This window comes from Chamaesiphon sp. OTE_20_metabat_361 (genome assembly GCF_031364565.1).
This window is the reverse complement of the sequence record NZ_JANLWO010000180.1, coordinates 1-6,033: the sequence shown is the minus strand read 5'-3', so window position 1 is coordinate 6,033 and position 6,033 is coordinate 1. Positions and strand designations below refer to the sequence as shown.

Here is a 6,033-nt window from a genome sequence, read left to right as displayed (position 1 = left end):
CTGTCTTGATGCGCTAAACCCTCGGGGAACCCGAGGAGCGCGCATCGCTACGCGGACTGATTAACTAGTCCGCGTAGCGAAAAGTGCGGTCTTGGGGTTTCCCCAAGTAGAGCACCTTTTCAAGACAGGCGGACTTTGCATCACAAGCCGAGACTTCCAGTCTCCAGGCATTTCTTAACCCTAACTCGCGCTAATTAGCAGCAGGAGCTACGCCTTGCCAAATCGGCGATGACGGTGTTGATAATTCAGGAGTGCTTGATGAAATGCCAACCGATCGAAATCCGGCCAGAGTGTGTCAGTAACATATATTTCAGCGTATGCCAACTGCCATAATAAAAAGTTACTAATCCGCATTTCACCACTGGTGCGGATCAACAAATCTGGATCGGGTAAGTCGGCAGTATGAAGATATTTGGAGAGCATTTGCTCGTCGATATCGGTTGATTTAACGATCCCTTGTTGCACTTGAGCGGCTAGGATCTGGCAAGCGCGGACGATTTCTTGTCTGCCACCATAATTGATTGCTACCGTAAATCGGACGCCCTGATTGTGTCGGGTGGCGACACGAGCGCGATCGATCGCGCTACATAGCGATGGTGTCAAATTATCCAAGTTACCCACGACTTCGAGCTTCACGCCCTCAGAAACCATTTCAGCGAGTTCCAACTGAAATAAATTCTCAAATAACGTCATCAAAAAGTCAACTTCCTCCATCGATCTTCCCCAATTTTCCGTCGAGAACGCATACACAGTCAACGCCGAGATCCCCCAATCTTTGCAACAACGTAACAGATCTCGGAGCGTATCCGCACCCCGTTTATGCCCCATCATCCGGGGAAATCCGCGCTGTTTTGCCCATCTACCATTTCCATCCATAATTACGGCGATGTGTTGTGGGAGCTGAGTGCAATCTAAATCGGTAGGTAGTTCGATGAGACTGGTTGTTTTGGAAGTCATCTGAGAAGTTAGGGATTATGAATTATGAATTATGAATAATCTTCAGTAGTAAATTCATCGTTCATTTATTGTCCGGCAATTGTAACAAGCCACGTAACAGCTTGACTGCGCGAGTGCTAAATTTGCGTCCTAAGCCCCGTAAACTTGGCGTGACTGATTCGCGTTCGCCGATCGGGGCAAACCGAGTTTCTAGTAGCTCTTTCAGTTTACTGCTAGTCAGGGGACGATCGAGTACTCCAGATTCAGCTAACGAGATCGATCCCGTTTCTTCTGAGACGACAATGCACACGCAATTGTTCGTGCGTTCGGTAATTCCCATTGCCGCACGGTGACGCGTTCCTAGCTGTCTGGATGCCGCGCGATCGGATAGGGGCAAAATGACTCCCGCCGACACGACGCGATCGCCCCGAATAAATACCGCCCCGTCATGTAATAAAGTCGTATTTTGGAAGATGGTTTGGATTAATTCCTTCGATAACTTAGCATCTAATTTGACCCCAGGTACGGCAAAATCTCGCTCGTCCATCATTTCACTGGTTTCCAAGATCATCAAGGCACCGATCCGCTGTTGCGACAACTCTTTGACAGCATCGACAATTTGGTCGGTCGATCGATCTGCGGTATCGCTGACGCGACGGGTCGAGCTAATTGAGGGCACGAGATTTCCTCGCCCCAATTGCTCCAAAAAGCGGCGAAATTCTGACTGAAACACCACTGACATTGCTAGTGCTGCCCCCACGACTAATTTGTCCAATACAAAACTCAGCAGCCGAAGTTGGCACCGTTCGCCGATAGCCGCCGCCACCATTAACACAATTAGCCCTCTTACCATCCACAGCGTTCGACGATCCCTGACCGCCAATAACACTAGAAATGTGAGGGCAATTACCAATCCCAGGTCTAGACTTTGGCGTAACCAGGATTCAGTAAACTGGGAATCAAACCCAAAGCCCAGAGTCATTGGCAATTAATCCACTACGACCAATCCCTAGATTCTATGGCACATTGGAGCCGATCGACAATCAATTGGGACTAATATTTATCTGCGATCGGCGATTTTGCCAACTGAGATCGATCTCAGGGGACAATCCCCGATTGCCAGAATCGCTGTGATATCATAAATGACAGCCCCTCGCACGCGACCCGGCACAAACCTTAACTAAATAACCACTCCCTTCCCAGTGTCAATATCACCTATATATGACTAGCGGCTATCTTCTCATTGGGGCAATTTTGATCTTAGGGGGCATCGTCGCGGTGTCTGGAGATCGGATCGGCACGCGGGTAGGTAAAGCGAGGTTGACATTATTTAAACTCCGTCCGCGTCAAACTGCTACTCTGGTAACGATCGTCACAGGCACACTGATTTCTGGCTCCGTACTAACACTGATTTTTGGAGCTAGCGAACAGCTCCGTACGGGGGTATTCGATCTCCAAAAAATTCAGCGCAAACTTGCCGATACCAAGGAAAATCTCAATCGTGCTTTAGAGCAAAAAGATCGCGTCCAACGCGAGCTAGCAGTCGCGCGGAACGAGCAAACCGCCGCGCAGGATTTGCTCTCCGGCATCAATAAATCACTCAAAGATGAACTCCTCAAACAATCAGTCGCCGCCCAAAACTTTAGCAACACCAAACAGCAACTACAAACTGTCTCCCAGCAGCGCAACGATCTCGTCGCTGAAGTCACCCAAATTCGGCGTCAACGCAGCGACTCGACCGCCCAGCAGCAGGTACTTGCCATCCAAGTCCAGAACCTCAAAAACCAAAGCGAACGAATCGAAACCACCATCGAGCCGCTCCAGGAGCGATTAATCGCAGTCAATAGCCAGAAAGTTCAACTCCAACAGCGGCTCGATCTCATCACTGTCGAGCCAAATTTACATCAGCTAACTCAAAGATTACAAACCTATGAAAATACTTCAAAAAAATTAGGTCGAGATTTAGAGCAGTCTACAGCCAGAGCAATCGGGATTGAAGCTCAGCTTAAAACTGCTCAGCAAGAATTATTAAATCTCAAAATTGAGATCGAACAACTCGATCGCAAGCTCGAAGTCCGTCAAGCTCAGCTCAAGGAAAAGGACAAGCAACACCAACAGTTAGAACGCGAGTTTCAGACGCGGGCGGTACAATTAAAACTTAGAGATCGGCAACTTAAAAAAACCGAACTCCAAATCAAAACAAATCGTCAGGGGCTAGCCTCCCTTGAAAAAGAAGTCAACAATATCGAACAAGAATATCGCAAGATTCGCCAAGGGAATATCGGGATTATTCGCAATCAAGTCTTGGCAAGTAGCGTTCTCAAAGCCAGTAGCCCTCAAGCGATGACCGAGGAAGTCGATCGCCTCCTCGTCCGAGCTAATAGCTCAGCTTGGCAAGCGACCCATCCTAATGAAGCCGATCGCCAGCAACAGATTATTGAATTAGCGCCCAATCAATTGACACAACTCAAACAACAAATAACCGAACGTCGTAACTATGTGATGCGAATCTTTTCTACGGAAAATTATGTAGTTGGCGATCGCAAGATTCAAGTATTTATCGATGTCGCACCCGATCGCCAACTATTCGATCGCGACGATAAAATTGCCAGCGTCAGTGTCGATCCGAGTACGATGAATGAAGCACAAATTCGCCAACAATTGAATATTCTATTGGTGACATCACAATTGCGAGCGCGACGTGCCGGGATTTTGGACGATCGACCGCAAATCGGTGACGGACAGCTAGCTACTTACGTCCAATTTTTAGAAAGAGTTAAAACCCAAAAATACCCGATCGAAATTATGACAATTGTCGATCGGGATACTTATACATTAGGGCCGCTAGTAATCAAATTACAAGCTGTCTCCGGTAACAAGAGACTGTTTAGCACTTATTCGACCACAACTAATTTACCAAGTATAAATTAGTACAATCACTCGAAGGCAGCAATCAATTCATCAAGCGTACATTGATACACTGACATCATTTGTTTGAGCTGAGAGGGGATCAATTTAGGTTGGGAGCGCTTTTGCTCCCAGTCATTAATCGTTCTCACGCTCAAGCCCAATTCAATTGCTAATTGAAGTTTAGTCAGTCCAGCAACTTCCCGCAAATGGATCGGTGTAATGCTGTGGCAACTAGGACTAGTTACCAAGTGAAACTGTTGCTGTGACTTAGTTTGCTCGGACTTTAAAACATAGACTTTTGCTAATTGACCATCACGATCGCGCTGCTTAATTGCTACTTTGCGACTAGCAATCGCGATCTTCAGACAGATTTGGATCATGGAAATCGGACGGTTCAAAATATCGGATAATTCCTTAATTGCGATCCCGTCCGGGCGACCTGCGAGCAACTCAAGGAGTCGATCGATAGTTGTGATACTAGAGAAAGCGGGGGTTATTTCGACAATTGCCAAAGTTAAGGTTTCCTAACTCGTCGCCTAATAGCTTATCACCTTTATTGAAAATTCATGAATGTCGTAAATACGAGATTTTTATAGATGGACGCCTGCTTTTTGTAACTAAGTTATGTCCGTTTTTCCACCCTTGACAATTGAGATCGATCGGGATATCGTCAACAGAACTATCTCCCGATCGCCGTCAAATATCCGCCGACCGACCGATTGACACCTTAATTTTCCCCTGACAGATAGTAAAGACCGACAGCGATCTCAATATTCAGTCACTCTAAACCTTAAATCTATGGCTCAATTTTGGATTGCCGTCTTCTTCATTCTGTTAGCGAGTGCCCAATTGTTTCAATTTATTAGAGCGATCGATCTCCCATTTCCAGTTTATTTAATCTTAGGAATGGTACTGGCGATCGCGGCTAATCCTCGATCGAGATCTACCTTCATGCTCGCGCAACAAGTAACTATCCCAGAAACTAAAGTACCACCAGCTATTACTGCCCCAGATCGATCGCTGCTAATAGCTGCAAATTCCCCTGCACAAATCGAGGCAATCGAGCCGAAACCCAAACGCACCCGTAAAACCGCACCCAAATCGCTCCCAGCCACTCCCGAGCCTCCCGATGCCCTCGGCACGATTGACAACAGCGAGCCAAAACCCAAACGCACTCGGAAAGCAACTGCTAAATCGCCACAAGCTTAAGCTACTTGCGAGCTTCAATTATCGAGCTGTTTCGACAGCAGTCGTTCGATCTGGGCAATTGTTTCAGACTGAGCTTGAATCAATCGACGTAGCTCCGCTATCTCGCGATCTCTGAGTAAATCCAGTTTTTCATGCAGTAATTCGATCTCCATTTCAGCTTTGACATCGCAGTCCAAATCCTGTTGCGCGCGCTCTCGATCTATTTCAGACTGGCGATTTTGACTCATCAAAATAAACGGTGTTGCATAAGCCGCCTGAAAGCTTAAGGCTAGGTTGAGCAAGATAAATGGATATGGATCCCATTTTCCCAGCACAGCGAGTACATTTAGCACGATCCACAGTGTCAATAGACAACTTTGGATGATGATAAATTTCCACGAACCGACTACCTCGGTGACAACATCGGCAATACGATCGCCACGGGAGGAAGATCTGGGAGTAGTAGATCTAGCAGGTTGAATCGATCGCAAGTAAGATAGTCGCTCTAAATCGCTCGCGCTCAGTTGTGGTGCTTTAATGACTGGTGGCAAGTCCATAAATGTCAGTAGTTAAGACCGATCGCCCTATTATCGCTCGAAAACAAGCTGCCTGACGTACTTGCTCAGCCTCAAACTGCAATTTATGAGCTTAAAATCTATAAGAATTGACCGATCCGATCGATCAACTGTTCGGCGGTTAAGACACCTTCGATCCGATCGACTGATTGCCCGCCTTTGAACATTACTAAAGTTGGCAAAGCTTGAATCTGATGACTAGAGGCAATTTGGGGATATCGATCGGTATCGATCTTCATAATTCTCACTTGCCCGTTGAGTTCGATATTGACTTGTTCCAAAATTTTGGACATCATCTGACAAGGGCCGCACCAAGTCGCATAGAAATCAACTAATATCGGTAGGTCGCTATTGGCGATCGCGTCTTCAAAACTGGTAAATTGTTGCTTGACTGCCATGAGATTGTCCTGAAACAAAGTTTGCG

General features: G+C 46.7%; 7 protein-coding genes. 2 read left to right on the top strand and 5 right to left on the bottom strand.

Annotated elements, in window-relative coordinates; genetic code table 11:
- Positions 1–207: 207 nt before the first annotated feature.
- Both RMO35_RS04950 and cdaA read right to left on the bottom strand, forming a co-directional pair.
- A complete protein-coding gene (locus tag RMO35_RS04950; protein WP_309738981.1) occupies positions 208–957 on the bottom strand; it encodes an isoprenyl transferase in 750 nt (249 codons plus the stop codon).
- Between the two features lie 61 nt (positions 958–1,018).
- Positions 1,019–1,918, bottom strand: coding sequence for a diadenylate cyclase CdaA (cdaA, locus tag RMO35_RS04945; protein ID WP_309738980.1), 900 nt, complete (start codon positions 1,916–1,918; stop codon positions 1,019–1,021).
- Between the two features lie 239 nt (positions 1,919–2,157).
- Between cdaA and RMO35_RS04940 the strand changes: the two genes are divergently transcribed.
- Positions 2,158–3,867, top strand: a complete 1,710-nt coding sequence (locus RMO35_RS04940) for a DUF3084 domain-containing protein (protein WP_309738979.1) — start codon at positions 2,158–2,160, stop codon at positions 3,865–3,867.
- Positions 3,868–3,872: 5 nt separating this feature from the next.
- Here the strand turns inward: RMO35_RS04940 and RMO35_RS04935 are convergent, their stop codons facing one another.
- Positions 3,873–4,358: a helix-turn-helix transcriptional regulator gene (locus tag RMO35_RS04935; protein WP_309738978.1), complete on the bottom strand. Its 486-nt coding sequence runs from the start codon at positions 4,356–4,358 to the stop codon at positions 3,873–3,875.
- A gap of 286 nt (positions 4,359–4,644) precedes the next feature.
- Between RMO35_RS04935 and RMO35_RS04930 the strand changes: the two genes are divergently transcribed.
- Entirely contained in the window at positions 4,645–5,055 is a 411-nt protein-coding gene (locus RMO35_RS04930; protein WP_309738977.1) for a hypothetical protein, read from the top strand.
- 14 nt (positions 5,056–5,069) lie between these two features.
- On the opposite strand, the gene RMO35_RS04925 is transcribed toward RMO35_RS04930, so the two are convergent.
- Positions 5,070–5,591 (bottom strand): DUF1003 domain-containing protein, encoded by a 522-nt coding sequence (locus RMO35_RS04925; RefSeq protein ID WP_309738976.1) that lies wholly within the window; start codon positions 5,589–5,591, stop codon positions 5,070–5,072.
- Positions 5,592–5,689: 98 nt separating this feature from the next.
- The gene (gene trxA, locus RMO35_RS04920; protein ID WP_309738982.1) at positions 5,690–6,007 is read right to left on the bottom strand and encodes a thioredoxin; all 318 of its coding nucleotides are present in this window, start codon (positions 6,005–6,007) and stop codon (positions 5,690–5,692) included.
- Between the last annotated feature and the right edge of the window lie 26 nt (positions 6,008–6,033).

Bases quoted from the DNA above. Each gene is read 5' to 3' on its own strand.
- RMO35_RS04950 (WP_309738981.1), bottom strand. From the start codon at position 957: ATGACTTCCAAAACAACCAGTCTCATCGAACTACCTACCGATTTAGAT.
- cdaA (WP_309738980.1), bottom strand. From the start codon at position 1,918: ATGACTCTGGGCTTTGGGTTTGATTCCCAGTTTACTGAATCCTGGTTA.
- RMO35_RS04940 (WP_309738979.1), top strand. From the start codon at position 2,158: ATGACTAGCGGCTATCTTCTCATTGGGGCAATTTTGATCTTAGGGGGC.
- RMO35_RS04930 (WP_309738977.1), top strand. From the start codon at position 4,645: ATGGCTCAATTTTGGATTGCCGTCTTCTTCATTCTGTTAGCGAGTGCC.
- RMO35_RS04925 (WP_309738976.1), bottom strand. From the start codon at position 5,591: ATGGACTTGCCACCAGTCATTAAAGCACCACAACTGAGCGCGAGCGAT.
- trxA (WP_309738982.1), bottom strand. From the start codon at position 6,007: ATGGCAGTCAAGCAACAATTTACCAGTTTTGAAGACGCGATCGCCAAT.